The organism is Pseudodesulfovibrio thermohalotolerans, from assembly GCF_021353295.2.
Classification (GTDB): domain Bacteria; phylum Desulfobacterota; class Desulfovibrionia; order Desulfovibrionales; family Desulfovibrionaceae; genus Pseudodesulfovibrio; species Pseudodesulfovibrio thermohalotolerans.
The window spans coordinates 3,658,093-3,682,549 of sequence record NZ_CP120635.1; the positions used below are offsets into that span (position 1 = coordinate 3,658,093).

A 24,457-nucleotide genomic window follows, 5' to 3' on the forward strand; every position below is an offset into this window, starting at 1 on the left:
CAACCAAGGAGATTGCCCTTGAGACGCACCCTGTCCGCCCTGTGCCGCAATGAACCCGGCGTCCTGGCCATGATGGCCCGGGAGTGCGGCAAATATGACGCCAACATTCTTTCTCTGGCCGCCGGGGAGACCGAAAATCCCCAGGTGTCCCGCATCGTGCTCTGCGTGGAGGGCGACGACGAGGCCATCGACAAGGTCGGCCGCTACCTGGAGTCCCTGGATGTGGTCATTCAGTTGGACGACCTTTCCCGCAAGGATTTCGTGGACCGCGAACTGGTCATGATAAAGGTGGCCATGGACCCGGCCCGGACCGGCCAGCTTATGCAGGTCTTCGAGGTCTTCCGGGCCCACGTGGTGGGCATGGGGCGGGAGACCGTCACCGTGGAGATGTCCGGGGATCAGAACCGCGTGGAAGGGCTTATCAGGATGGTCGCGCCCTACGGGATCAAGTCCCTGTGCCGGTCCGGCATGATCGCCCTCAAGCGCGGGGACGAGTAGGTGCCCGGTTTCAGCCCCATAACCTGTTTGAGCGAATTGGTGCGGGCCGCCCTGGACATCTGCCGTTCCGGGGATATGCCCAGGGTCGCCATTGCCCGCCCCGCCGAGGGGTTCGTACTCCGGGCGGCGCTGGAGGCGTACGGGCGCGGACTGGCCGAGCCTATTCTCGTGGGCGACATGGAGGAGACGGAGCGTGTCGCCGGGGAGCGCGGGCTCGATATCTCCCCGTTCCGGAAGGTCCGCGCCGCCGATCCCGCCGACGCCGCGGCCGAGGCTGTCCGGCTTTTCCGCGAAGGCGAGGCGCAGCTTATCATGAAGGGCCTCGTGCCCACGGCCACCCTGCTCAAGGCCATCCTCGACAGGCGGACCGGGGTGGCCTACGGCGAACGCATTCTGAGCCATGTGTCGGTCTTCGAGTCCCCTGTGGACGGGCGGCTTATGCTCATGACCGATCCCGGCGTGAATATCGCTCCCTCCTTGCAACGCAAGGTGGACATCCTCAAGAACGCGTTGGAAGTGGCCCGGATGCTCGGCATGAAGGCACCTCGCGCGGCTATCCTCGCGGCCACGGAGAAGATCAACTATCCGGCCATGCCCGCCACTCTGGACGGCGACATCCTGACCAAGATGGGCCGCCAGGGGATGTTTGGCGACGCACAGGTGCTCGGACCTCTCTCCCTTGATCTGGCCGTGTCCAGCGATGTCGCGGCCACCAAGGGGTTCGAAAGTCCCGTGGCCGGAAACGCGGATATTCTCGTCACCCCGAACATCGAGGCGGGCAACGTCCTGTACAAGTCCCTTTCCACGCTGTGCGGCTGCACCATGGCCGCCGTGGTGGTGGGCAGCCGGGTCCCGGTGGTGGTCCCGTCCAGGGGGGATTCGGACGCGAGCAAATTTCATTCGATCGCCCTGGCCTCGGTCCTGGCGCACAGGAGCCGCGTATGAGCATTCTCGTCATCAATCCCGGCTCCACGTCCACGAAGGTGGCCCTGTTCAAGGGCGGCGACATCCTGGCCGCCGAGGAGCTGCAACACTCGCGCGCGGACCTGGCGGGCTTTGCGCGGGTCGCGGATCAATTCGACTTTCGGATGCGCGTCGTGGCCGAGTTCCTGGGCAAGACCGGCACAGACCCGAAGCGCATTCGCGCGGTGGCCGCGCGCGGCGGTCTGCTCCGTCCGCTGGAGGGCGGCGTGTACGCGGTGTCGGACGACATGGCTGTTCATCTGCATGAGGCTCGGTACGGCGAGCACGCGTGCAATCTGGGCGGGCTCCTGGCCTTGGCCCTGGCGCGGCAATGGGGCGTGCCCGCCTACGTGGTGGACCCGGTGGTCACGGACGAGATGATGGACCGGGCCAGGTTGACCGGGCTGCCGGGGCTGGAGCGGCGGAGCATCTTCCATGCATTGAACCAGCGCGGAGTGGCCCGCATCGTGGCCGAACGGCTGGGCGTGGAGTACGAGACCTCGAATTTCATCGTCTGCCACATGGGCGGCGGCGTCTCCATCGGCGCGCACCGCCGGGGCCGGGTGGTGGACGTCATCAACGCCCTGGACGGCGAGGGGCCGTTCACGCCCGAGCGCACCGGGGGACTGCCTCTGGTGCCGGTTCTGGACATGCTCCACCGTGGGGAGCGCGCTCACGACGAGTTGCGCCAAACCATTCTCAGCCGGGGCGGCCTGACCGCCCATCTCGGCACCAACGACCCGCGCGAAGTCCTGGCCCGCATGGAGCGGGGCGACGAGCGCGCCGGACTGGTCTTCCGGGCCATGACCTACGGCATCGCCCGGTACATCGTCTCCATGGCTCCCGCCCTGGTCGACGGGGGGGGTGGTCTCGACCTGGCCGCCGTGGTCCTGACCGGCGGTCTCTCCCGAAGCCGTCCCCTGGTGGAGGAGCTGTCCCGCCAGACGGGTTTCCTCGCTCCGGTGGAGGTGGTCCCGGGCGAGGTGGAGATGTTCGCCCTTGCCGAGGGAGCCGCGCGAGCGCTCTGCGGTGTCGAGCCGGTCCGGACCTATCGAAACGATAGTCGCGTCCCTTTGTAATCCGCAGGAACTCCCGGCCTTCGTTCATCCCGGTGTTCCAATGCGTTCCGGCAACCCCGCCGGTTGGGCTCTCGGTTTGAAAACGGTCCGTGGGGTATGCCGAAACCCTGACGAGACGGCACATTTGTTCAGGCCTGTTCACAATACGCGTGCGATAGCGTATAAGAGAGAGGAGTATGGTGCGCCCAGCTCCGGGAGGGTGCTGCCGTGAACAGGAAGAGTATTGACGAACTGAAGGCGGGCATGGTCCTGGCCTCAGACCTGGTCGCCGGGGACGGCAGGCTGCTCCTCAGGGGCGGCGTCAAACTGGCGGACCGTCACATAGGGCTGCTCCGGCGCGCGGGCGTGGAGGAGGCCGAAGTTATTCCCGCGCCTTCCGTCCTGTCCGAGGCCGAACTTCTGGCCGTGGAGGATTATGTCCGTGAATTTTTCCTCTACGTGAACCCGGATCACCCGGCGGTCGCGGCCATGTTTCGCATCGCCCTGGACCTGACCGCCGTGGCCGTGGCCGAAGGGCGGCGGCTACCGGACCCGGCCGAGCGCAGGGCCGCAAACTTGGAGCATCTGGAGGATATCTTCGTCAGGGGGCTGATCTCGCCCGAGGCCATCGTGCGGCATGAGACCGAACTGGCCGGATTCCCGGACATATTCTTTCGCATCAAGGAGATTCTTGAGGACGAATCCGCTTCTGCCGACCGCATCGCCAAGGTGGTCAGCACCGATCTCAGCCTGTCCGCCAAGCTCCTGAAGCTCGTCAACTCGCCCCTTTACGGTTTTTCCCGGGGCATCGACTCCATCAGCCGGGCCGTGACCCTGGTGGGCGGGAAGGAATTGTCCACCCTGGCCCTGGGCGTCTCGGCCATCAACTATTTCAAGGATATTCCGCCGGAGCTCGTGGACATGCAGACCTTCTGGCGGCATTCCATCACCTGCGGCGTTTTCGCCCGGCTGCTCGCCGGGACGCAGAGCGGCCTTTCCCCGGAGCGGTTCTTCATCGGCGGCCTGTTACACGATGTGGGCCGTCTCATCCTGTTCAAGAAGCTGCCTTACGCGGCCACCGAAGCCATGCTTTTCGCCCGCGAGAACTGCCTTCCCCTCGTGGAGGCCGAGCTGTCGGTTCTGGGGCTGCGTCATACCGACATCGGCAAGCCTCTGCTGGAGTCCTGGCACTTCCCCGAAGGCCTCGCCGCCATGATCGACTATCACCATGACCCCATGGGGTATCCCAACCCGCTCGAACCGGCCATCATCCATGTGGCCGACAATCTGTCCAACGCTGTGGAGATAGCCCGGGGCGGCATGTACGTCATGCCCGGGCTGGACGAGGAAGCCTGGGACATCCTTGGTCTCGACCCGGAAGCCCTTTACGAGGCCATGGAGCGGTACTCGACGCAGATCGACGCCGTTCTGGACGCGTTTCTCTAGCCATCCGGCCGAACCGGGGTCCCGGTCAACCTTGCCTTTAGCCCAGCCGACGGGCGAATTCCGAGACGATGATGGCCCCTGCCTGGGCAACGTTCAGCGAGTCGAATTCCCTGAGAAAGGGGATATGGAGGCTGTGGTTCGCGAATTTGGCCACGCCGGGGCGGATGCCTTTTTCCTCGTTGCCGAGGATGAGCACGGCCGGAGTGCGCAGTTCCGCGCTGTAGACGTTGTCGGAGTCGGAAGTCATGCGTGCGCAGTAGAGGGTGAAGTCGTAGTTGACGCAGTCCTTCATGGCGTTGGCCATGTTGCCGACCTTGGCCACGGGGAGCTTGTTCAGGGCGCCGGCGGAAGAACGCACGGCCCCGGCGCCGAGATAGGCGCCGTGATGCTGGCAGACGATGAGCCCGGCTCCGCCGAGCGCGTGGACGGTGCGGGCGAGCACGCCGACGTTGCCGGTGTCCTGGACTTGGTCCAGGGCCACGATGAGGGGCAGCGGGGCGTCGGGAGCCTGTTCGAGGAGCCGCTCCAGCGGGGTGTACTCCAGGGCCGCGCACCGGGCGGCCACACCCTGGTGGTTGCCGCGGTACATGTAGTCCAGCTCCTTGGCCGAGACAGACTTGAAGGGCACCTGGGCGGTTCGGCAGAGGTCGAAAATTTCTTCCATGGCCTTGTCGCGCCGCCCTTTTCGGAAGGCCACGAAGTCCACTCTTTGTGGAGAATCCAGCAGAAGCTCCTTGACCGGCTTGTTGCCAACTATGTAGATTTTCGAATCCTTTTTATCCCGGCCATGATCTTGCATTATCGATTCCTTGTGATAGACACGGCAAAAAGTTGCACATGGTTGCCTTTGGCAAGGGGGTCTAGTAGGCGTTTATCGCTCCTATTGCAATCTATGGCAAGCTGGGCTAGCTGGAAGTCTCGGACATCCGGCGTTCAAGATTTTTTCTAGACTTTTCAAAACCGGACTTATCTGGTAATGGTGTGCCGAACTCGGAGGATCGCTTGAGAGTTTTCAACTGTGCATATTTACTCGCGATGGGGCTGCTTATCGCGAGCCTGGCCGCGGGTTGTTCCACCAAGACGACCCCTGAGGCGGCCCCGCCCGTGGAGGAACAGGTGGCGGAGAACCTCGTGCCCGATGACGCCGAGGCTCTCGAACCCGAAATCGAGGCCACTCCCGAAGTGGCTCCCGACGAGGACCTGACCCAGACCGAGCAGGCCGTGCTCAATCAGCGTTTCGGCCTGCTGTTCGATCTTGAGCCCCACGAGAACGATGAAGTCGAACTCTTCTTCACCTACTACAACCACAAGGCGCGCAAGACCATGGAGCGTTGGCTGAAACGCTCCCAGCCCTATCTGCCCTATGTGCGTCGGGTCTTCACCCAGTACGGTCTGCCCCAGGACCTTGTCCTGCTGCCGTTCGTGGAATCCGGCTACAACGTTCGGGCCTACTCCTGGGCCGGTGCGGGCGGAATGTGGCAGTTCATGCGCGGCACGGGCCGCTTGTACGGCCTCAAGGCCGACTGGTGGATCGATGAGCGCCGCGACCCCTACAAGGCCACCGACGCCGCGGCCCGCCATCTCAGGGACCTGCACGACAAGTTCGGCGACTGGTACCTGGCCCTGGCCGCCTACAACGCGGGCGAAGGCAAGATATCGCGTGCCCTGAAACAGGCCAAATGCGACGACTTCTTCGAGTTGACCGAGAAGAACCGCAAGCTTTCCCGGCGCAATCGCCTGAAACGAGAGACCCGGCACTACGTGCCCAAGTTCATCGCCATTTCCAAGATTTTCCAGAACCTGGATACCCTCGGCTTCGAGCCCGTGTCCTGGGACATGGAGATTGAGATCGTCCCGGTCAAGGTGCCCGGCGGCACCGACCTGCTCGCTCTGGCCCGCGCCGGCGGCATGACCTGGAAGGAATTCCACGACATGAACCCGGCTTTCCGCCGCCAGGTCAGTCCGCCGCACATGGAGGCCACCGCATACCTGCCCTCGGACAAAGCCGACAAGATGATCGCCTATCTGTCCGAGCCGGGCGCCCAGCCCTATGCGGGCTACATCCGCTACCGCGTGCGCTCCGGCGACTCCTGGTGGGTCATCTCCCGCCGCTACGGCGTGCCCATCAACGTGCTCAAGAGCGTGAACAACACCCGCTCCAACATACTGCGTCCCGGGCAGCACGTCATGGTGCCGGGCCACGGCTCCAAGCGGACCGTGACCGCGTCCGCTTCCTCGTCCACGGCCAAGACCCGCGCCATCGCCGCCAAACGCGGCAATTACGTGGTCCGCTCCGGCGACAACCTGTGGTCCATCGCCCGGTCATTCAATACCACCGTGGCCACCCTGAAGCGTTCCAACGGACTGCGTTCCAACCGCCTCAAGGTCGGCCAGAAGCTCTACATCCCCAACAGCTCCAGCGCGGCCACCAAGCAGGCCGTCAAGGACGCCGGAAAGGTCAAGACCGAGCTGGTCCACTACAAGGTGCGCAGGGGAGACAATCTCTATTCCATCTCCCGCAAGTTCGGCGTCAAGGTCTCCGACCTCTGCCATTGGAACTCCATCAGCGCCAAGACCACCATCTACGCGGGCCAGAAACTCAAGGTCTACGTCCAGTAATCGCGACACCCGATGGAAACCCCCTGCCGGCTTATGCCGACAGGGGGTTTTTTGTGCCTCCGGCTCTTGGCCGCACGGTCCTTCCCGGATCGATTGCGCTGTCCCCGGGACGTGGAGGTGACGGAAGGGGGTGGTCTGCGAGCGGAGGGCTTGATTCTGGAAAAAGGGCGGCGGAATGGCGGCCGTACGTATCGGGTTGTCGCGCCGTAACCGGACAGGGGCGAGCCGTCCTTTTCGGGCGCGTGCCCTTGGGGCGTGGGGGAAAGACCGAAGGGGCCGTTCCGTCGGCACGGGGCGGGCGAAAAGCGGGTGCGCCCTCTCGGGAAGGCGTCCGTCTAGGCTGATTAGATGATTTCGGCCCCGCTGAGGACCGCGACGAATCGTTTGAAAACGTTCATGTCGACGTTTTCGCGCATTTCGTTTCGGATGAGGGAGAGGGCTTCGTAGGGCTGCATGGCTTCGGCGTAGGGGCGGTCGGTGGTCAGGGCGTCGTAGATATCGGAAAGGGAGATGATGCGGACCGGCGTGGGCACGTTGTCGCCCTTTATTCCCGCCGGGTAGCCCGACCCGTCCAGGGCCTCATGGTGGAACAGGATGCAGTTGATCGTGTTCTGGGTCATGGGCAGGTGCGCGCACATGGATACGCCATGCACCGGGTGCTCCTTGATGATCTCCCGCTCCGCCGTTGTCAGGGGGCCCCGCTTGTTCAGGATTCGTTTGGGAATCTTGGCTTTGCCCACGTCGTGCAGCAACGCGCCCAGCCCGTATTCGAAGACCTCGCTCTCGGTCATGTTGTAGGTCTGGAACAGGGCCACGGAATACACGAACACGTGCATACAGTGGGTGTAGGTCTTGTAGTCGTGGGAGATGAACGGGGCTACGGCGGACAGCGAGTCGTCCTTGGCCAGGAACTTGATGGAGTTGCGCACGATGTCCGTGATGCGGTCGAAGTGCCTGGCCCGCAGGGCGCTCGGCAGCTTGCGGTCGAACACGTCCTGGAGCACCACGGTCGTGGCTTCGAAGAAAATCCTTGAACGCGCTTCGATGGGCAGGGTTTCGTCCAGCAGTATCCGGCCGAGGTTGCGCTCGATGTACTTTTCGTACTCGTCGCGTTCAGAGCCCTGGACGTATACTTCCTTGACGCCGTTTTTGTGCAGTGTCAGGCGGTGACGGGTGGTGAATCGCTGGCCGGAAGAGGTGTAAAGAACGAAGTCCCCACCTTGCCACAGGTAGACTGAGAAGTTCCCCAAAGCCTCCGGAAAGAGCATCACCGGGGATACGGGAAAGTAGGATACCGGCCGAGCGGCACGTGGATTCGTATCCATTCCCGGATTCATATATTAATCATCCGGCAAATGCTAGCAAAAATCAGGAGATTGTCTAGAAGACAGGGGGCGATTTGTGCGAGGGACGACGCTCCGTTCTGTCACATTCGCCATAAAACGGCGAAACAGAAAAGAATTCATGGGGTTCTTGTGGAAAACTGTGGAAGAAGATACGATGGTCTAGATCTGTCAATTTCAGGAGACCGACCCATGAAAAAATACCTGTTTGCCTGTCTGTTTTGCCTCCTCGCTTCGACGGTCTGGGCCGGAACGCCCCTCCGTTTCGTCGTCGACGCGGATTTCGCGCCCTATTCCATGGTCGTTGACGGCTCGCCTTCGGGCATCGACGTGGACGTGCTCAACGAGGCCGCGCGCCGGGCCGGGATCAACATCGAGATTCGCACGACACCCTTGAAGACCGTCCTTGAAATGGTGGGAGACGGCAGTTGCGACGGGGCCGCGGCCCTGTTCCGAAGCCCGGAGCGCGAGAGGTACGCCCTGTTCCTCGACGGCGTTCCGATCCATTTCAGCGACTATGTGCTTTTCGCCAAGGTGGGCAACCGATTCGTGTTCGATTCGTACGACGATCTGGCAGGCAAGGTCATCGGCGTGGCCGCCGGGCTGGATCTTGGCCCGGAATTCGCCGAGGCCCGGGCAAAGGGCGACATGATCGTCAAGGAGTATCCTGACCTGCGGGGCATCCTCGCGGGACTGCTCGGCGGCGAAATCGACGCCTTTGCAGGCAATATCGATGTGACCTACTACCGCCTCAAGGACATGGGGCTGACCAGCTCCGTGGTCTATCTTCCCAAGAAGCTTCAGGCGGAAAAGCCCGCCTATATCGTCCTCTCCCGCGCCTCGGGTCTTGAGGACAAGGATAAGGTGGCCCGGGCATTGGAGGAAGCGCTCGCCAAAATGCACAAGGACGGCTCCTACAACACCATCGCCCACCGCTATTTGTTGCGCTTCTAGCTCGGGCAGCGGCGGTCTCGTTCGGCGTCGGACAATAGCGCGGGAATTCTCCCGCGCTTTTTCTTTTCCCTTTTGAAAATGGTGCGCGACCGAAAGCCCGGGCGCGGAGCCTGGGACGTGGCGGCGGTTGCCGTCCGGTTTTCTGGGCCGGGGAGTTTCGGTCGTCCGACCTACAGGTCGACCAGCAGAACGTCCCTTTCGGCTATGGGCGTGCCCAGAAAGCGGGAGCCGGTCCGGGCGAAGCGCGCGGCGTCGTCGGTGGTCAGGTAGGTGGTTCCGCCACAGCCGTTTTCGGGCCGGGCAAGGCCGAGGCGGCCGAGTTCCGTATAGACGGTTTCAGCGGTGGTGGCCGCGGAGTCCACGATGGTGGTCCGGTCCGGGACCACGCTGCGGATGGCGGCGGCGAGAAGGGGGAAGTGCGTGCAGCCGAGAACGAGCGTGTCGGGGATGACGGGACGCTCTGTGCCGGACGCGGGCTTGAAGATCGGGTCGAGGTAACGGGTTGCCACGGCCTCGGGCACCTGCCCTTCGGTCCACCCCTCTTCGGCCAGGGCCACGAACAGGGGGCAGGCGTGGCCGATAATGCGGGCTTCCGGGCGGATGGCGTGGATGGCGCGCTGATAGGCCCCGCCAGCGATAGTGGATTCCGTGGCGATAACGGCGACGGCCTGGTTGGCCGTGGCGGCGCAGGCGGCGCGCGCACCGGGTTCGACCACGCCGATGACGGGTACGCCGGGGTTGGCTTCGCGCAGGGCGTCCAGGGCCACGGCCGAGGCGGTGTTGCAGGCCACGACGAGCAGCTTGATGCCGCGCCGCGTCAGCTCCGCGCCGCACTGCACGCCGTAGCGGGCGACGGTCTGGGGCGATTTGGTCCCGTAGGGCAGCCGCGCCGTGTCGCCGAGGTAGAGAACGTCCTCGCAGGGCATACGCTCGCGCAATGCTTTGAGCACGGTCAATCCGCCCACGCCCGAATCGAATACGCCGATGGGCAATTTCGCCTTGTTTTGCATGATCCTGCTCCTTGAATGCGATCCCTTTTCGCGCCTCGGAGTGACACATTTCCCAGCGAAAGTCTAAGCCAATCACCGGGCCCCGCCGGGGCGGAGAGCTGGGCTAGTCCGACTTGGAATAGCCGAGCGTCTTCTGGGTCCAGGTGCGGGACTGAATGTAGATCAGCTCTGTCTTGAAAGCGTTCAGGGAGAGCTTTTCGAGGTATCGGGCGGTCTCGTCCCATTGGCCGCGTTCATAGCTTATGGCCAGGTGCAGGAGGTCGGACAGGTCGCCGGTGCCGTTCAGGGCCTCGACCACCCGCTCCTCCAGGGGAAGGGACTTGAGGACGTCGCGCATCTCCATGCCGAGCATGGCGTCGAGCAGCGAGAAGAGGCCGATCATGAACAGGGTGTCCGCTTCGCATTCGGACTTGTTGGAGTCGAAACAGACGGATTCCAGGAATTTGGCCCTGTGCACGGCCAGATAGGACAGCTCCCCGGCCTTGGGCGAGGGGTTGAGGTCGGCGAGGATGACGCTGCGGAGCCACTGCTTGGCCCGGATCATGCCCATCATGTCGATGGCCCGTTTCGCGGAGGTTATCTTCGCGGACAAGCCGAATCCGGCCGAGTTGATGTAGCGGAAGAGCCGGTAGGTCAGGTTCGGGTCGGACTGGAGAATGTCGGCCAGCCGCGCCGGCTCGAAGGCGGGCTTGGCCAGTTCGCCGAGGATCTGGAGCTTGGTGGTCTCGACAGCGGTGAGCTTGCGGCCGGGAATGATCTCGGGACGGCTGAAGAAGAACCCCTGGAACAGGGAGAAGCCCATGTCGCGCAGCAGCCTGAAGGTTTCGTTGTCCTCGACCTTCTCGGCCAGGGTGGTCACGTGCTTGGGCAGTCCGGCCAGGGCTTTCCTGATGCGCGCCGGGTCGGCCCCCAATGCCAGGATGTCGAGTTTGACGATGTCGGCCAGATCTATGAACGGACGGAGTTCGCCCTGGCCGAGGAAGTCGTCAACGGCCAGGGTGTAGCCCGCTTCCTTGAGCCTGCGGACGGCGGACAGGGTCTTTTTGTCGGGGCGGACGTGTTCCAGAATCTCGATAACGCATCTATCCTTGGGCAGGGCGAACCCGGCGTCCTCCCCGAGCAGCTTCTCCGGGAAGTTGATGAGGACGCGGGCCTCCGGGCTCATGCCCTCCGTGGCCAGGGTCAGGCCGTCGGCGATGACCGAGGCCGTGGCCTGGGACTCGTCGCTGATGACGGCTTCGTTGTCCCGGCCGGAACGGAAAAGCAGCTCGTATCCCCACACGGATTCGTCATGCCTGAAGACGGGCTGCCGTGCGATAAACATGGATTCGAAGGTTTGAGGTTTGGAACGCATTATAAGTCGTCTCCTTCCGCGGCCCGAAGCTGTGGCGGCCGCGGACGTTAGCATATGGGCTCTCAATTGCGGTTGCGTCGGAGTTTGGCCGGGAACGTTTTCAGGTCGTCGTCGCATTCGGCCAGAATTTTGTCCAGGTAGGCCAGGTTGCGATCAATGGCCTCCCGGTAAAGGTCTTTACCTACTTTTATGCGCATTTGGAAGTAGTTAAGCATGAAACGATCCACGCCCTCGAACGGTTCGTCCAGGCGTTTGCGGACAACATCCCGGTAAAATCTCCTGGTTCTGAGCGCCAGGTCGAAGGCGGTCTCGTAGTCGGACAGCCGGGCTTCCTGGAACTCCTCGAAGAGCAGAAGCAGCTTTTCCGGGTAGCGGCGGTCCGCGAGCTGGGCCAGGATGTCCGCGCTGCCCACGAACTGGCCCATCCTGCGAATGGTCACGGATCGGAACGGGATTTCGGAGGGCTGCACGGACAGATTGGTGCTGCGGATGCAGTCGGCGACGTCGGCGATGTCTTGTTCGGAGAGAACCCCTTTCAGGTTGTTCCGCATGAACCGGATGGACCGCTCTTCGTGCCCGACCGTGTACTTGGCCCCGGTTCCCATGGTGTCGCTCTCGTCCTGGATGAGGCCCACGTCGTGGAAAAGCGCGGCCAGGAGCCCCTTGAGACGGTCGTTGGCGGAGAAGATTTCACCCTTGCCCGAGGCGCCGTAGATCAGGCGCGCCGCCGCCAGAACCACGGAACAGGTGTGCTCGAAGTCATGGTATCGGGTGTTGCTCGCCCGGTAGCCGGGATAGCGGCCGGAAAAAAGCCGTTCCACATCGTCGAATGCCCGGCCGAAGAGGGGGCCGTCGTGTTCCGGGGAGAGTTCCCGCATGAGGTTTTCGGTCTCGCGCAGGACGCTTTCGGGGTCTTCGGGGTCCGCGTGGTCGTATAGATTCGGTTCGGCTTCCGTCATACGCCTACTTCCCGGGGGAATCCGACCACTTGTTGCGGATGGCTTTGATGACGTCGAAAATCTCCATGAAGATGTCCACGACCTCGGGGTCGAAGTGGGTCCCGGCCCCCTGTTCCAATGTTTCCAGGCATTGGTCGTCCGTGTGCGGGTCCTTGTAGGACCGAGGCGAGGCCAGCGCGTCATACACGTCGGCCACGGCGCAGATGCGCGCGGAAAGGGGGATGGCTTCGCCGTTCATGGGCGCGCCGCCCATTTCCAGGTCGTCTGCCCAGATCCGGTCGCGGGGAATGGAGGGATAGCCGCTGCCCGCCCATTGCTCATGGTGGCACAGGGCGATGTCCATGGACATGCGGTCCAGCTCGGAGGTCTGGTTTCCGAAGAGCCGGGCTCCGTAGATGGTGTGCCATTTTATGATGTCGTACTCGCGCTCGGTGAGCTTGGCGGGCTTCTTGAGGATGGTGTCGGAAATGCCGACCTTTCCCACGTCGTGAAGCATGGCGGCCAGGCGGAGATTGTCGCGGGTGCGCTTGATCTCCTTGGCTCCGTGGCCCCGGCGGGCGGCCCAGGTGCCGTATATCTCGGCGCAGTACGCCCCCACGCGCTGGACGTGCGCCCCGGTCTCGGAGGGATCGCGCAGCTCGGCCATCTGCATCATGCGCAGAATCAGTTCGCGGTTCATGATGCCGCGTTCGATGGCCACGGAGGCGTTGTTGCAGAAAATGGGAATATAGGTCCGGGCCTTTTCGGAGAAGGGGATCACCGCGCCGGATTCGTTCTTCGCGTTGATGAGCTGCATGACCCCGACGAGCCTGCTTTCCTGGGCGATCAGCGGGATGGCCAACATGCTGGTGGTTCGGAAGCCCGACTTCTCGTCAAAGGATTTGTTCAGGGAATAGGGGAGGGTGGGGTCCAGCTCGTAGGCGTCGTCCACGGCCAGGCTCTGCCTGGTTTTGGCCACATGGCCCACTATGGACTGTTCGCTGATGGGGATGGCGAAGTTCTGGTACAGGGCGGCGTTGGCCGCCTCGGTCTTGAAGAGCGTGTCGTTCTGGACGTAGCTGAAGATGAGCCGGTCGTCTTCAACAAGGTATATGGACCCGGCGTCAGCACCGGAAAACTGCCTGGATTCATAGAGAATCTTGTCCAGGATCGTATCAACGTCCTTGAGTTGGTTGACTTCATCCGTGACCTTGAGAATCGCCAATACGGCATCGTCGCGGGCTTCGAGTCGCCTGTCGGCCATTTTTCCTCCCTTCCAGCCTTTTCGGAACGTCTCACCTATTTCAGATGAAAATGCAAACATTCTCGAATTTTCAAGAATTTGCACAAAAAAACGCGAAAAAACGGAAAGATGTTGTGGAAAACAGTGGCCGCCGGACAGAGGGACGCGGCAAGGAAGGATGGGGCGGGCCCGGAATCGGCCCGGAAAAATGTCCGGCCCGGCAGCGGAAACTGCCGGGCCGGATCGTTATGCGCGTTTAGCCGAGGATTTCGGCCAGGTCGGCTTCGGGGGTGGAGATGGGGGCGATATTATAGTTGTCGACCAGGTAGTTGAGAACGTTGGGGGTGATGAAGGACGGCAGGGAGGGGCCGAGCTTGATGTTCCGGATGCCCAGGGCGAGCAGGGAGAGCAGAATGGCCACGGCCTTCTGCTCGTACCAGGAGAGCACCAGGGACAGGGGCAGGTCGTTGACGCCGCAGTCGAACGCCTTGGCCAGGGCCAGGGCTATCTGCACGGCGGAGTAGGCGTCGTTGCATTGGCCGATGTCGAGCAGACGCGGGATGCCGCCGATGTCGCCGAGCTGCTTGTCGAAGAAGCGGAACTTGCCGCAGGCCAGCGTCAGGATGACCGTGTCGGCCGGGGCCTGTTCAACGAACTGGGTGTAATAGTTGCGGCCGGGCTTGGCGCCGTCGCAGCCGCCGACCAGGAAGAAGTGGCGAATGTCGCCCGCCTTGACCGCCTCGATGACCTTGTCGGCCACGGACAGCACCGCGTTGCGGGCAAAGCCGGTCAGGACCGATCCCTTGTCCGCGTCCGCGTCGAAGCCGGGCATGGCGAGGGCGCGTTCGATGACGGGGGTGAAGTCGTCGTTGCCCACATGGACCGCGCCGGGCCAGCCTACCAGGCCGGTGGTGAAGATATTGTCGATGTAGTTCTTGGGGTCCTGGATGCAGTTGGTGGTCATCAGGATGGCGCCGGGGAATTCGGCGAATTCCTTTTTCTGGTTCTGCCAGGCGGTGCCGTAGTGTCCGGCCATGTGCGGGTACTTGTTCAGCTCGGGGTAGCCGTGGCAGGGGAGCATCTCGCCGTGGGTGTAGATGTTGATGCCCATGCCCTCGGTCTGCTTGAGCAGGGTGTCCAGGTCCTTGAGGTCGTGGCCGGAGACGAGGATGGCCTTGCCCGCGGTGGGCCCGAGCTTGACCTCGGTGGGAACCGGGTGCCCGTAGGCGGAAGTGTTGGCGTCGTCCAGGATCTCCATGGCCCGGATGTTGATGCGGCCGCATTCCAGTCCGGCCTCCACGGCCTGCTCAAGGGTCAGGTCGGTGGCCAGGGTGGCGGCCAGCAGGGCCTGGATCTTGGCGTAGAGTTCGTTGTCCTCCTTGCCGAGGATGGCCGCGTGGTCGGCGTAGGCGGCCACGCCCTTCAGGCCGTAGGTAAGGGTGTGCTTGAGGGACTTGATGTCCGGGTTCGGCTCGGGGTCGTTGTCGACGCCGAATTCGCGCCCCTGGGCCACCAGGCCCGGGAGGTCGAGGGCGGGCATGAGGACTGCCGGGCCGCTGAACTCGACGCCGGAGACTTTGGCCTTGAGCCTGTCGCGCAGGGCCGCGCATTCGTTGATGAGTTTGACGAACCGGGCGTCGTCGAAATTCACGTTGGTCAGGGTGGAGAAGATCGCCTCCACAGTGAAGCGGTTGGCCTCGGCGTCCTCGATGCCCTGTTCGCGGGCGGCCATGGCCACCTGGGAAAGGCCCTTGGTGAAGTGGAGGAGGAGGTCTTGGAGGGTCGCGGTGGAATCGGTTTTGCCGCACACGCCGATCTTGGTGCAGCCGCCCTTGGCCGTCTGTTCACATTGATAACAAAACATGGTGTCGCTCCTTTGTTTCGATGAAAAGTCCTTGTTGCCTCGGTTGTAGGCCGGGTGGAGGCGCAAGGGTATGACTTGAGTCAAAAACAGGGGAAAGACATGCAAAAAAAGGCGGCCGGGAAAACGGAGGTCTGAAACGGCGGGTTGAGATCGGGCCGCGAAAAAACTGCTATTCCCGTTATAGAACAAAACATAGCCTATTCCCCGGCCAATGTCTTTATTATCCGGAAAAAGGCGGAATCAGCGGCCTGACCCGTATCCGTCGACTTTATTAATTTCCGCGTATTTGTTAGAGAACGGACGATTCATCTCGGTGCAGGGATTGTCATGAAGAGACCGATTCGCCCACGCAGGGCCCGTGGCCCCCTCCTGCTCGCCTTCATGGCGCTGGCGGTCCTGCTCGCGCCCGGGATCGGGCGCGCCGCCCAGTCGAGCCAGATTCTTATGCTCAACTCCTATCATCAGGGGTTCATCTGGAGCGATGAGGTCAACGGCGGACTTGTGGACGTCCTGCGCCCCCGGGAAACGGGCATCACCCTGCACCGGGAATACATGGACACCAAGCGTGTGGCGTTCAACGACATTTACGAGCGTCAGTTGCTGAATGTTTACGCCCACAAGTACAAGGGCGTGGGCCTCGATCTGATTCTGGCCACGGACAACGCGGCCTATGAATTCCTGTGCCGCCATCACGACAAGCTTTTTCCCGGGGTTCCGGTCGTTTTCGGCGGGGTGAACTTTTTTCAGCCCGACCAGCTCGAAGGCCATCCCCTGTTTACGGGCGTGGCCGAGATTCTGGACATGCGCCAGACAATCGACTGCGCCCTGCGCCTCCATCCGGGCGTGAAGACCGTTTTCGTGGTCAACGACTATTCCTGCACCGGCAAGGCCGTTCGCAAGTCCCTCGAAGAACAGCTCTTCGGCCTTGCCCCGGACGTGGTCGTGGAGTTCAGCGATGACGAGGGGCTGCCCGGAGTCCTCGGACAGGTGGAGAGGCTGCCGAAAGACGCCGTGGTCCTGCTCGCCGCCTTCAACAAGGATTGCGAGGGACGGTATTACGGCAGGGACGAGGTGGCGCAGGCGGTCTCGGCCCGGTCCAGGGTGCCGGTCTACGGCATCGTCGATGCGGACCTGGGGCACGGTATCGTGGGCGGCATGTTGGCCAACGGCCGCGACCAGGGCCAGGCCATGGCCCAGATCGCCCTCCACGTGCTGTCCGGGCGCTCGCCGGGCGCGATTCCCGTCCTCCAGGGCAGCTTGGTCAGCCCGAAGTTCGACTACGATCAGCTCAAGCGGTTCGGTATCAAGTTGGCCGGACTTCCGGAGGGGAGCACGGTCATCAACCGGCCTGACTCCTTCTATCGCGAGCATTCCTCGCTGTTCCTGGTCGCCGTCACCTTCGGCGTCCTGCAATTCTTGATAATTCTCGCCCTGATTCTGAATATTTCGCGCAGACGCCGCGCCGAAAAGGAGCTGCGCAAGGTGAGGAGCGGGTCAAGGAGCGCACCAGCGAGCTGCGGGCGTCCGAAGAGGTCATGCGGACCATTTTCGATTTCTCCTATGACGCCATCATCATTCACGACGGCAAGGGACGCATTCTCGAAGTCAACCAGCGAATGATCGAGATGTTCGGCCTGGAAGGCATGGACCCGGCGGGCGTGTCCCTGGCAAGGGACCTTTCCAGCAAGGATACCCCGCTGCGTTTCATGGCCGCCACCATGCGCGAGGTCCTCGAAGGCAAGGCGCACCACCTGGAGTGGCGGGCGCGCCGCTACCGGGACGGTCGGGAGTTCGACGTGGAGGTCCACCTGTCCCGCATCACCTACCGGGGCGAGACGGCCATCCTCGCGAACATCCGCGACATTTCGGCCCGCAAGGAGTCCGAGAACGTCATCCGGCAGAACCTGGTCAAGTTCGAGGCCATCCTGGAAAATTCGCTCATGGGCATCGCCATGAGCGTGGGCCGCAAGATCGTGACCATCAACCGGCGGGGCGCGGAAATATTCGGCTACACGCCCGAAGACATTCGCGACAACACCCTGAATCTGCTGCTTGGCCATTATCAGACCGAAGACGACTTCGCCCAGGCCGCCAAGGCCGCCCTGTCCGAACGCGGGGAGTTCAACACGGAGCAGGCATTCCGGAGCAAGAGCGGCTCAACGGTCTGGTGCCGCATGTACGCCAAGACCGTGGACCGCGGCGATCTGTCCAAGGGCGTCATCTGGGCCTGGGACGACGTCACCGAGAACCGCAAGGCGCAGGAGGACCTGCTTCGCACCCGCGAGGACGCCGAGGCCGCCAACCGGGCAAAATCGGAGTTCCTGGCCGCCATGAGCCACGAAATCCGAACTCCCATGAACGCCATAGTGGGCATGACCGAGATCACCCTGCAGACCGACCTGTCCGACGATCAGCGGGACTATCTCAAGACGGTCAAGGACTCGGCTCAGCATCTTCTTTCCATCATCAACGACATCCTCGACCTGTCCAAGATCGAGGCGCGCAAGCTTGAGCTGGACCACGTGGACTTCGACCTGCCCTTCCACGTGCGCACGACCATCAAGGGACTGGAGGTCCAGGCCCGGCAAAAGGGGCTGGACATGGTCCTCGAAATCGACGAGGGCGTGCCGAGCTGCGTCAAGGGCGATCCCCTGTCCCTGAGGCAGGTGCTCGTCAATCTGGCGGGCAACGCCGTGAAGTTCACCCACCGGGGAGCCATTTCCATTCGCGTCCGGCCGGCCTTCGGCCCCGGCCCGGACCCGGAGCGGACAGTGGGCGTGACCTTCGCCGTGGAGGACACGGGCATCGGCATTCCGCGCGAGTTCCTGGAATCCATCTTCCAGAGCTTCTCCCAGACCACCCGCGCCTTCGGGGGCACGGGCCTTGGGCTGGCCATCTGCAAGCAGCTCATCAGCCTCATGGGCGGTGCCATCCAGGTGGAGTCCACCGTGGGCAAGGGGAGTGTCTTTTCCTTCACGGCCTGGTTCGAGCCGGGCTTCTCCTGCCCCATGCCCGCCGATGATGTCCCGCAGCGGCCCGAGTCCCCGGTCCGGCCCGTTCGCGTGCTGGTGGCCGAGGACAACGACGTCAACGTCATGGTCACCACCCTCAAGCTTGAGGATCTGGGCTACACCTATTCCGTGGCCAAGACCGGCCTCGAAGTCCTGGACCTGCTCAAGCGCGAACCTTTCGACCTCATTCTCATGGACATCGAAATGCCGGTCCTGGACGGTATCTCCACCACCAAGGCCATTCGCTCCGCCGTGCCGGGCGGCCCCATCCCGGACCCGAATATACCGATTATCGGGGTCACGGCTCACGCCCTGAAGGAGTTCCGGGACAAAAGCCTCGACGCGGGCATGGACGATTATGTGGCGAAGCCCGTGGATTTTCACGAGCTGTCCGTAATCATAAACCGGCTTATCGGAGCTGTCCCCGCGCCGCCTCCTCCCGCCTCCGGTTCCGGTCCCGCCGAGACCGAGGCCCTGGACGCGCTGCCCGCCTGGACGCCGGATTCAGCCATGGAGCATCTGGGCGTGGACGAGGCCATTTTCGCCGATTTCCTGGTCACGGCCCGGATCGAGCTCAACCTTCTGCTCGACGAATTGGGGCAGGCCCTTGGTTCCGGCGCGGTGTCCAAGGCCGAGGAACTGGCCTACACGGCCCGGTCCGTATGCACCGCCATCGGGGCCAATGCGGCGGCCCTGGCCGCGGGCACTCTGTCTTCGGCCTGCCACGGCGACGGCACTGCCGAGGCCGCTTTCGAGCGGTTCCGCGAGGAAGTCGGAAATCTTATGAAAGTCATGGACTAATACGCCTCCTCCCACTATCCTTCCAATACTGGGCGGACAACTCGTTCCGTCATCACCCTGGTACGCGCTCTCTTTGGCGATGAGGAGGCAGGCCATGCCCGGCGAGGAACATTCCGAATTGCGGAAGTTCGTGGCCCCGGAGTTCGTCTTCGGCGCCGGCGCGGCCATGCTTGCCGGTCAATACGCCGCAAACCTGTCCGCGAAGAAGGCGCTGGTGGTCAGCGGGCCGACCCTGGAATCCATCGGCTGGACCGGCCTGATCGTGGATTCCCTGACCCGGGAAGGCGTGGACCGCGCCGTGTTTACCGGAGTCTCCCCCAACCCCCGACACGAAGAGGTCATGACCGGCGCGGAGGTCTACCGCCGCGAGGGGTGCGACGCCATCGTGGCCGTGGGCGGCGGTTCGCCCATGGACTGCGCCAAGGCCATCGGCATCGTCTGCACCAACGATCGCCATGTGCTTGAATTCGAGGGCGTGGACAATGTCGACCGTCCCGGCCCGCCGCTTATCTGCATTCCCACCACGGCAGGAACCGCCGCGGACGTCTCCCAGTTCTGCATCATCAGCGACCCGGACCGAAAGGTGAAGATCGCCATCGTCTCCAAGACAATGGTGCCGGATGTGGCCCTCATCGATCCCCGGCTGACCGTGACCATGGACGAAACGCTCACGGCCCATACCGGGCTGGACGCCCTGACCCACGCGGTCGAAGCCTTTGTTTCCAACGCCGCCTCGGCCATCACCGATCTCAACGCCCTGGAGTCCATGCGGCTCATTCGGACGCATCTGAAAGGGGCGGTGGAGCGTCCGGACGACATGATCGCGCGCACCGGCATGATGCTCGCCTCCACTTATGCCGGGCTGGCCTTTTCCAACGCCATTCTCGGCGCGGTGCACGCCATGGCGCACAGTATGGGCGGCCTGCTCGACCTGCCCCACGGCCTGTGCAACGCCATCCTTCTGGATCGCGTCATCGACTACAATTTCGACTCCGTTCCCGAAAAATACCGCCGCATGGGCATCGCCCTGGGCGCGGACATTCCTCCCGACGTCCCGTCCGGGGAGGTCCGGGCGCGTACCGTTGATGTGGTCCGGGCCCTCAAGCGGGACGTGGGCGTGACCGACACTTTGGCGGAGCTGGGCATCAAGCCTGACGATTTGCCCCTGTTGGCCCGCAACGCATTGGCTGACGTCTGCATGTTGACAAACCCCAAACAACCCTCGGCAGATGACCTCATCGAAATTTTCAGGCAGAGCCGCTGATCCCGCGCGAAGGCGTGCCGAGGAGCGGGAAAAGCTCATCGGCCTGGGAAGGCGGTCCATCAGCAAGAGCTATTACCCGGAGCTCAGGAGCAGGCTGGACGAGCTTGAGCATTTTCGCGCCCTGCTGGATCGGGTCAACGACGCCATCCTCGTGGTGGACGCGGATACCGGAATTATCCTGGACGTCTCGGGCTCGGCCGACACCCTGCTCGACTGCGACCCGGATCGCCTCCGGGGCCTGTGTTTCAGCGATATCCTGCCGCTTCACATAGGGCGTTTCGCCGACAATCTTTTTCACAACAAGACCAGGACCGTGCGCCTGGAGACCGAGTTTCTCAGCCCGGTCAGTCCGGACAGGCCGCCCGTCCCGGTGGACCTGACCCTCAGCCTGGTCTCCTTCCGGGACAAGCGCCAGGCCATCATCGTGGCCAGGGACATCAGCGAGCGGAAGCAGAACGAGCGGGCCCTCAAGCGCAGCCACGACCAGCTTGAAAAACGCGTTCGCGAACGGACCCGGGAGCTGGACCGCGCCAACAGGGCCAAGTCCGAATTTCTGTCCACTGTTTCCCATGAGTTGCGTACTCCGCTGACCGCCGTGCTCGGCTTTGCCAAGATCACCGGCAAGAAGCTGGGCAATTCCATTTTTCCGGCCATCGAAGCGTTTGCGGATCAGGAACTCAGGACCGAGATGGCGATGGTTCGCAAGAATCTCGAAATCATTGCCAGCGAGGGGCGGCGGCTCACCATGCTCATCAACGACGTCCTCGACCTGGCCAAGATGGAGGCGCATCGCGTCGAATACGACAAGGCGCCCATCCATCCCGAGGATTTCATCCTCAGGACCGTGGAGGCCACTTCGTCCCTGTTCGACGATTCCGGGCTTCCCTTGCGGCTGAGAATCGAGCCCGGCCTGCCCATGGTCGAGGGCGACGCGGGAAGGCTCATGCAGGTGATGGTCAACCTTTTCTCCAATGCGGTGAAGTTCACCTCCAACGGCAATATTACCTGCACGGCGTGCGCCGCCGATAGCGACGTGCGCATCAGCGTGGCTGACACCGGCGTCGGCATCAGGCCGGAATGCTTTGAATCCATTTTCGAGGAATTCACCCAGGCGGGCCAACGTCAGGCCGACCGCCCGGCGGGCACCGGCCTCGGCCTGACCATATGCAAGCACATCGTGGAAGGCCACGGCGGGCGCATTTGGGTCGAAAGCCGGGTGGGGAGCGGCAGCACGTTCATTTTCACCCTGCCGGTCCTGAAGAACGCCTAGTCACGGCTTGCCGGAAGAGCGGCGTCGCCTCTAGCGTCTCGGGTGGGTTTTGCGCCACTGGGCGGGCGTCATGTCGAGCCCGCCCTTGCTCCAGAAGCCGAGCCGTTTTTTACGGGCTTCCTTTTCGGCCTGCTTGAAGCAGGGGTAGCGGTGGGTGTTCGGCTTGATCCTGACGGGGATGGCCAGCCCGGCGCGGATAATCTCCTCGTTGAGCATGAGGCCGTCCGCGTACACGTAGGCCAGGGTGCGGCCGTAACGGTCCCGCCGCCGTTTGTCGAACTCCAGGCGCAGGGTCTTCTTGTAGCAGAAGCGGAGGGAGAACTCCCGGGCCTTGCGGCTGTATTCCTGTCTGTATTCCGGGGCGTCCACGCCGATGAGGCGAACCTCAAGAGCGTCGCCCCGGTATTCAACGCGCAGGGAGTCGCCGTCTATGACGCCGAGAAAACGGACCTTGATGTCCGCGACGGCGGTTCCGGGAAGGAGGCAGACGGCGAGGAGGGCCAGGACGAGCGGGCAAAGCGGGAAAAGAATATTGCGGCGTAACATGCGTTGAGCATAGACTCTTTCATTGCATCATTCCAGTATATCGCAACCTCGGAGGCTAGTCATGGAACTGACATTTCTGGTGGACAACAACGCGCTGGTGGGCAGCCAATACATGGCCGAGGCCGGGCTTTCCATGTTCATCGAGGCCGACGGGCGGCGGGTGCTGTTCGACACCGGCTATTCGGACGCCTTTCTGGTCAATGCCGGGCGCAAGGGCATCGACCTGTTGCGTCTGGACTGGATAGCCCTTTCCCACGGCCACTTCGATCACACCTGGGGGCTGGATATGCTGGTCCGCCAGTATTTCCAGGCGGCCGTCAACCGGCGTCCGTACAGCCGCCCCGGGCTGATCGCGCACCCCAAGGCGCTGCTTTCCAAGCGCAAGGCAGTAGTGGCGGAGCTGGGTATGCTGCTGGGGGAGGACCGACTGTCCCGGCTGTTCGACCTGACCCTTTCGCGGGAGCCCGTCCAACTGTCGGACTCCCTGACGACCCTGGGCGAAATCGAGCGGACCATGGACTTCGAGCCAGAGTCCACCCTGGGCGAGCGGCTGGAGGGGGACGGCTACGTGCCGGACGACCTTCCGGACGACACGGCCCTGGCTTATGTCTCGGACACCGGCCTGGTGGTCATCGCGGGCTGCGCCCATTCCGGCATCTGCAACACCGTGGAACAGGCCCGGCGGGTCACGGGCGTGGACAAGGTGCGCGCGGTGCTGGGCGGTTTTCATCTGCAAAAGGCCGGCCCCGAGCGGTTGGAGCCCACGGCCGATTACCTGGCGGCCCTGGACCTGGAAGGGCTGTGGTGCTGCCACTGCACGGACCTGGCCGCCAAGATCGGCCTGGCCGCGAAATGCCCGGTCCGCGAAGTGGGCTCGGGCCTGACCCTGACCTTCTAAAACCCGCTTCCCTTCAATATCCTGTCGTTTTTTCGTTGGGCTGTTCCCGAACCCGAAAAGGGCCTCCCGAAGGAGGCCCTATGGTTGGCCGGGGAATGGCCCCGTGCGGTTGCGCTGGCGGGTCGGACGCTACGCGGCGATCACCGTGACCGTGCCGTCCGAGTTGGCGGCCACCATCATGTCGATGGCCGAGGCCCGGTTGGCGCCGGTGCAGGCGATGACGATGTCGCCGGTTTCCAGGTTGTAGTCCTCCACCGCCTGATCGAAGTAGCCGGAAGCGGTCACGGCCGCCGCCTCGTCCTCGGTGCGGTAGATGAACATCTGCTGGCCGGGCACTCCGCCCATGAGCCGCATGTCTTCGCTGATATAAGCCATGATTGGTTTCTCCTTGTTGTGGTTGGCTGCGGGCTAGGCGATGGCCGCGTCGTCGTCGCACTGGATTTCGACAACGCCGTCCGGGTCGATGAGGCAGGCTCCGGCCGAAAGCATGTGGTCCACCAGGTGGGCGGCCTTTTCCGGCACCCAGTCCACGAACGCCTGGACCTTCTGGCCTTCGGCCAAGCCCGCGGCGTTGCGGTGGTAGATGTAGCACCGGCGCATTCCCGTCTCGTCGATCGGCAGGCCGGTGTGGAACATCCAGGTAATCCCCAGCCAGGTGCGGGACTCGGTGCCCTTGAGCCAGGCGTACTGTTCGCCTGCGTAGTCGCTGGACTTGAACTCCTGGATGTTCAGCAGCTCGTTCCACTGGTGCGGGCCGACCACGGCGAAGCGGTGGCCGTCGTCCGGCACGTCGTTGGCGTTGAGGGTTCCGAACGCCCGGAGGATCTTGTCCTTGGTCAGGCCCGAGGATGCCTCGGGCACCACGTTGGACGCGCCGTCCAGTTTGGTGATGAGCAGTTCGTCGATCTTGCGGCCCAGGGCCCAGGCGCCCGCGTTGGCGGCCACCTGCTTCTCGTCGCTCTTGTCCTTGAGTTCGTCGAGCTTGTCGATGTACTCGGCGGCATACCAGTCGGACAGGGTGCAGGACACGTTGGAATGGTTGAGGTTCATGAGCGGAACGTTGCCGTGGCGGGTTTTTTTCCCGGCCGCGCCCTTGCCGACCTTCTGGAAGACGCACTTGGAGCCTTCCACGTCGGTCTGGAGGCGCACGGTCTGGCGCATCTTGGAGCCCTGGGCCTGATAGGCCTGGTGCACCATCTCGACGTATTGGGTGACAAAGGCGTTGCTGACAGTCGTGGACATTGGTTTCTCCTTGTCCGTTGCTAGGTTGAACAGGCCGGGTGTCCGGGCTGCGTCCGCCGTCGGGTGTCCGTGGGCCGGGAAACGAACCGTTCGCTTCCGGTCCCGGGCCGGGGGCGGGACCTCCGGGCCGGATGC

Annotated in this window: 21 protein-coding genes; 11 read left to right on the top strand and 10 right to left on the bottom strand. The window is 63.2% G+C overall.

The genetic code is table 11. From position 1 onward, the window contains the following. Positions 1 to 18 precede the first annotated feature (18 nt). From ilvN to LF599_RS17205, 4 genes are all read left to right on the top strand, one after another. On the top strand, positions 19 to 498 hold the full coding sequence (gene ilvN, locus LF599_RS17190) for an acetolactate synthase small subunit (RefSeq protein WP_269940492.1): 480 nt from the start codon (positions 19 to 21) through the stop codon (positions 496 to 498). Next, the gene (locus LF599_RS17195; protein WP_279521669.1) at positions 499 to 1,443 is read left to right on the top strand and encodes a bifunctional enoyl-CoA hydratase/phosphate acetyltransferase; all 945 of its coding nucleotides are present in this window, start codon (positions 499 to 501) and stop codon (positions 1,441 to 1,443) included. Next, positions 1,440 to 2,540 (top strand): butyrate kinase, encoded by a 1,101-nt coding sequence (buk, locus tag LF599_RS17200; protein WP_279521670.1) that lies wholly within the window; start codon positions 1,440 to 1,442, stop codon positions 2,538 to 2,540. The genes LF599_RS17195 and buk overlap by 4 nt, the downstream gene beginning before the upstream one ends. A gap of 207 nt (positions 2,541 to 2,747) precedes the next feature. Continuing rightward, positions 2,748 to 3,965, top strand: a complete 1,218-nt coding sequence (locus tag LF599_RS17205; RefSeq protein WP_279521671.1) for an HDOD domain-containing protein — start codon at positions 2,748 to 2,750, stop codon at positions 3,963 to 3,965. Positions 3,966 to 4,002: 37 nt separating this feature from the next. On the opposite strand, the gene LF599_RS17210 is transcribed toward LF599_RS17205, so the two are convergent. Then, positions 4,003 to 4,764, bottom strand: coding sequence for a TrmH family RNA methyltransferase (locus LF599_RS17210; protein WP_279521672.1), 762 nt, complete (start codon positions 4,762 to 4,764; stop codon positions 4,003 to 4,005). 236 nt (positions 4,765 to 5,000) lie between these two features. Here LF599_RS17210 and LF599_RS17215 point away from each other — a divergent pair, with 236 nt between their 5' ends. Beyond that, entirely contained in the window at positions 5,001 to 6,584 is a 1,584-nt protein-coding gene (locus LF599_RS17215; RefSeq protein ID WP_279523118.1) for a lytic transglycosylase domain-containing protein, read from the top strand. 344 nt (positions 6,585 to 6,928) lie between these two features. Here LF599_RS17215 and LF599_RS17220 read toward each other — a convergent pair whose 3' ends face one another. After that, a complete protein-coding gene (locus tag LF599_RS17220) occupies positions 6,929 to 7,909 on the bottom strand; it encodes an HD-GYP domain-containing protein (protein ID WP_279521673.1) in 981 nt (326 codons plus the stop codon). Positions 7,910 to 8,119: 210 nt separating this feature from the next. Between LF599_RS17220 and LF599_RS17225 the strand changes: the two genes are divergently transcribed. Beyond that, the gene (locus LF599_RS17225; protein WP_269940485.1) at positions 8,120 to 8,881 is read left to right on the top strand and encodes a substrate-binding periplasmic protein; all 762 of its coding nucleotides are present in this window, start codon (positions 8,120 to 8,122) and stop codon (positions 8,879 to 8,881) included. Between the two features lie 170 nt (positions 8,882 to 9,051). Here the strand turns inward: LF599_RS17225 and murI are convergent, their stop codons facing one another. From murI to hcp, 5 genes are all read right to left on the bottom strand, one after another. Further along, a complete protein-coding gene (gene murI, locus LF599_RS17230; protein WP_279521674.1) occupies positions 9,052 to 9,891 on the bottom strand; it encodes a glutamate racemase in 840 nt (279 codons plus the stop codon). Between the two features lie 103 nt (positions 9,892 to 9,994). Next, positions 9,995 to 11,245: an EAL and HDOD domain-containing protein gene (locus LF599_RS17235; RefSeq protein ID WP_279521675.1), complete on the bottom strand. Its 1,251-nt coding sequence runs from the start codon at positions 11,243 to 11,245 to the stop codon at positions 9,995 to 9,997. Between the two features lie 62 nt (positions 11,246 to 11,307). Beyond that, positions 11,308 to 12,204, bottom strand: a complete 897-nt coding sequence (locus LF599_RS17240) for a hypothetical protein (RefSeq protein WP_279521676.1) — start codon at positions 12,202 to 12,204, stop codon at positions 11,308 to 11,310. 4 nt (positions 12,205 to 12,208) lie between these two features. Continuing rightward, positions 12,209 to 13,447, bottom strand: a complete 1,239-nt coding sequence (locus tag LF599_RS17245; protein WP_279521677.1) for a GAF and HD-GYP domain-containing protein — start codon at positions 13,445 to 13,447, stop codon at positions 12,209 to 12,211. A 235-nt stretch (positions 13,448 to 13,682) separates the two neighbouring features. After that, on the bottom strand, positions 13,683 to 15,290 hold the full coding sequence (gene hcp, locus LF599_RS17250; protein WP_279521678.1) for a hydroxylamine reductase: 1,608 nt from the start codon (positions 15,288 to 15,290) through the stop codon (positions 13,683 to 13,685). Between the two features lie 327 nt (positions 15,291 to 15,617). On the opposite strand from hcp, the gene LF599_RS17255 reads away from it, so the two are divergent. From LF599_RS17255 to LF599_RS17270, 4 genes are all read left to right on the top strand, one after another. Next, positions 15,618 to 16,910, top strand: coding sequence for an ABC transporter substrate-binding protein (locus LF599_RS17255; protein WP_279521679.1), 1,293 nt, complete (start codon positions 15,618 to 15,620; stop codon positions 16,908 to 16,910). Further along, entirely contained in the window at positions 16,826 to 19,102 is a 2,277-nt protein-coding gene (locus tag LF599_RS17260; protein WP_279521680.1) for a PAS domain-containing hybrid sensor histidine kinase/response regulator, read from the top strand. Before LF599_RS17255 ends, LF599_RS17260 begins: the two co-directional genes overlap by 85 nt. Positions 19,103 to 19,196: 94 nt before the next feature. Then, positions 19,197 to 20,366 (top strand): alcohol dehydrogenase-like regulatory protein ErcA, encoded by a 1,170-nt coding sequence (ercA, locus tag LF599_RS17265; protein WP_279521681.1) that lies wholly within the window; start codon positions 19,197 to 19,199, stop codon positions 20,364 to 20,366. After that, a complete protein-coding gene (locus LF599_RS17270; RefSeq protein WP_269940477.1) occupies positions 20,332 to 21,636 on the top strand; it encodes an ATP-binding protein in 1,305 nt (434 codons plus the stop codon). Before ercA ends, LF599_RS17270 begins: the two co-directional genes overlap by 35 nt. A gap of 30 nt (positions 21,637 to 21,666) precedes the next feature. Here the strand turns inward: LF599_RS17270 and LF599_RS17275 are convergent, their stop codons facing one another. Next, on the bottom strand, positions 21,667 to 22,182 hold the full coding sequence (locus LF599_RS17275) for a thermonuclease family protein (RefSeq protein ID WP_279521682.1): 516 nt from the start codon (positions 22,180 to 22,182) through the stop codon (positions 21,667 to 21,669). Between the two features lie 61 nt (positions 22,183 to 22,243). Between LF599_RS17275 and LF599_RS17280 the strand changes: the two genes are divergently transcribed. Next, on the top strand, positions 22,244 to 23,080 hold the full coding sequence (locus LF599_RS17280; protein ID WP_279521683.1) for an MBL fold metallo-hydrolase: 837 nt from the start codon (positions 22,244 to 22,246) through the stop codon (positions 23,078 to 23,080). Positions 23,081 to 23,209: 129 nt separating this feature from the next. Here the strand turns inward: LF599_RS17280 and LF599_RS17285 are convergent, their stop codons facing one another. Both LF599_RS17285 and LF599_RS17290 read right to left on the bottom strand, forming a co-directional pair. Beyond that, positions 23,210 to 23,455 (bottom strand): hypothetical protein, encoded by a 246-nt coding sequence (locus LF599_RS17285; protein WP_269940474.1) that lies wholly within the window; start codon positions 23,453 to 23,455, stop codon positions 23,210 to 23,212. Positions 23,456 to 23,488: 33 nt separating this feature from the next. Continuing rightward, complete coding sequence (locus tag LF599_RS17290; RefSeq protein ID WP_279521684.1) at positions 23,489 to 24,322, bottom strand: phage capsid protein; 834 nt, start codon at positions 24,320 to 24,322, stop codon at positions 23,489 to 23,491. Positions 24,323 to 24,457 lie beyond the last annotated feature (135 nt).

Coding starts and splice junctions, on each gene's coding strand:
- murI (WP_279521674.1), bottom strand. CDS start 9,891: ATGCAAAACAAGGCGAAATTGCCCATCGGCGTATTCGATTCGGGCGTG.
- LF599_RS17255 (WP_279521679.1), top strand. CDS start 15,618: ATGAAGAGACCGATTCGCCCACGCAGGGCCCGTGGCCCCCTCCTGCTC.
- LF599_RS17260 (WP_279521680.1), top strand. CDS start 16,826: ATGCGGACCATTTTCGATTTCTCCTATGACGCCATCATCATTCACGAC.
- LF599_RS17280 (WP_279521683.1), top strand. CDS start 22,244: ATGGAACTGACATTTCTGGTGGACAACAACGCGCTGGTGGGCAGCCAA.
- LF599_RS17270 (WP_269940477.1), top strand. CDS start 20,332: ATGACCTCATCGAAATTTTCAGGCAGAGCCGCTGATCCCGCGCGAAGG.
- LF599_RS17225 (WP_269940485.1), top strand. CDS start 8,120: ATGAAAAAATACCTGTTTGCCTGTCTGTTTTGCCTCCTCGCTTCGACG.
- hcp (WP_279521678.1), bottom strand. CDS start 15,290: ATGTTTTGTTATCAATGTGAACAGACGGCCAAGGGCGGCTGCACCAAG.
- buk (WP_279521670.1), top strand. CDS start 1,440: ATGAGCATTCTCGTCATCAATCCCGGCTCCACGTCCACGAAGGTGGCC.
- ercA (WP_279521681.1), top strand. CDS start 19,197: ATGCCCGGCGAGGAACATTCCGAATTGCGGAAGTTCGTGGCCCCGGAG.
- LF599_RS17290 (WP_279521684.1), bottom strand. CDS start 24,322: ATGTCCACGACTGTCAGCAACGCCTTTGTCACCCAATACGTCGAGATG.
- LF599_RS17215 (WP_279523118.1), top strand. CDS start 5,001: ATGGGGCTGCTTATCGCGAGCCTGGCCGCGGGTTGTTCCACCAAGACG.
- LF599_RS17245 (WP_279521677.1), bottom strand. CDS start 13,447: ATGGCCGACAGGCGACTCGAAGCCCGCGACGATGCCGTATTGGCGATT.
- LF599_RS17235 (WP_279521675.1), bottom strand. CDS start 11,245: ATGCGTTCCAAACCTCAAACCTTCGAATCCATGTTTATCGCACGGCAG.
- LF599_RS17285 (WP_269940474.1), bottom strand. CDS start 23,455: ATGGCTTATATCAGCGAAGACATGCGGCTCATGGGCGGAGTGCCCGGC.
- LF599_RS17240 (WP_279521676.1), bottom strand. CDS start 12,204: ATGACGGAAGCCGAACCGAATCTATACGACCACGCGGACCCCGAAGAC.
- LF599_RS17220 (WP_279521673.1), bottom strand. CDS start 7,909: ATGGATACGAATCCACGTGCCGCTCGGCCGGTATCCTACTTTCCCGTA.
- LF599_RS17210 (WP_279521672.1), bottom strand. CDS start 4,764: ATGCAAGATCATGGCCGGGATAAAAAGGATTCGAAAATCTACATAGTT.
- LF599_RS17275 (WP_279521682.1), bottom strand. CDS start 22,182: ATGTTACGCCGCAATATTCTTTTCCCGCTTTGCCCGCTCGTCCTGGCC.